This is a genomic window from Stenotrophomonas sp. 2YAF22, assembly GCF_052114665.1.
Lineage (GTDB): Bacteria > Pseudomonadota > Gammaproteobacteria > Xanthomonadales > Xanthomonadaceae > Stenotrophomonas > Stenotrophomonas indicatrix.
Genome location: NZ_JBFRFE010000862.1, coordinates 1 through 1,326 on the forward strand (window position 1 = coordinate 1; position 1,326 = coordinate 1,326).

A 1,326-nucleotide genomic window follows, 5' to 3' on the forward strand; every position below is an offset into this window, starting at 1 on the left:
GATCCAGCTACCCTGAGGTTGCCGGCCAGCGGCCGGCACTACCGATCCGGGGCAGATTTACGCCATGCGTGGATGTACCGATCCCGGGCAGATCCACGCCATGCGTGGATGCGGTCATCCGAACGCCAACAACTGCGGCTGCAACGCGCTGAAAATACGCGCCAGCCGCTCCGCCCACGCCTGTTGCCCGGCGGCATCGGCGATCAGGTCCTGGCGGATCTCCAGTTCCACATGCACCAGGCCGCGACCTTCGCCATGCACCGGCACCGCGTAGTCGCTGCTGCTGTTGACCGAATACGGTTCGTTGTCGCCCACCACCAGGTCGCCTTCATCGCGCAGCGCCTGCAGAAAGGCGTGGGCAAAGCGGGTGTCCTGGTGGTACAGCACGCCGGCATGCCACGGACGCTGCATGCCGTTCATCACCGGGGTGAAGCTGTGCATCATCACCAGCACTGTTGGCCGTGCCGCATCGCGGCGTGCATCCAGTTCGGCATCGATGCGTGCATGGTAGGGCGCGTGGATCGCATCGATGCGCTGCTGCCGCTGCGCGGGCGACAGTCCGGCGTTGCCCGGCACTACGGTGTGGTCGCTGACCTCGGGGATCAGCGTCGGCGAAACCAGCGGGCGGTTGCAGTCGATCAGCAGCCGCGAATAGGTCTGCTCGATCGCCCACGCATCCAGCCGCTCGGCCAATGCACGGGTGGTGCCGCCGATGCCGATGTCCCAGCCGATATGCCGGTCCAGTTCGGCCTGCGGCAATCCAAGATCGGCCAGTGCACGCGGTACCTGTTGGCCGGCATGATCAGCCAGCAGCAGGAACGGCGAGGCGCCCTGCGCACGGTGCACACTGAAGATCGCCGGATCGTCGGCGCCCAGCAGTGCCGGCAGCGCGTGCAGGCCGGCGTCAGCCACGGGGCCGTCCGTCCAGGTGGTGCTCGATCATCCACAGGCCGGCCCACAGCTTGGCATCGGCTTCATAGCCTTCGGCCATTTTCTGCACCAGCCAGGCGGCCGCCTGCGTGCGCGGCACTTCATGCACGGTGATGTCCTCGCTCTCGTCGCCGCCGCCTTCGCCGATGCGACGCAGGCCGGTGGCACGCACGAAGGCGATCTTCTCGCTGCTGGCACCGGAGGAGGTGGGGCCGATCATCAGCACTTCGGCGTGCTCGGCGGTCCAGCCGGTTTCCTCTTCCAGCTCGCGTACAGCGGAAACTTCGATGGACTCGCCCGCATCGATGTCGCCGACCAGCCCGGCCGGCATCTCGATGGTCGACGCCTGCAGTGGTACGCGGAACTGTTCGACGAACAGCACGTTGTCCTCGGGGG

2 protein-coding genes are annotated in these 1,326 nt (G+C 66.9%); both read right to left on the reverse strand.

The features are described 5' to 3' along the window. Positions 1 to 114: 114 nt before the first annotated feature. Positions 115 to 912 (reverse strand): N-formylglutamate amidohydrolase, encoded by a 798-nt coding sequence (locus tag AB4Y84_RS21775; protein WP_312786934.1) that lies wholly within the window; start codon positions 910 to 912, stop codon positions 115 to 117. After that, a partial coding sequence (locus AB4Y84_RS21780; RefSeq protein ID WP_442250950.1) for an NUDIX hydrolase occupies positions 905 to 1,326 on the reverse strand: 422 nt, incomplete at its 5' end. The genes AB4Y84_RS21780 and AB4Y84_RS21775, both read right to left, overlap by 8 nt.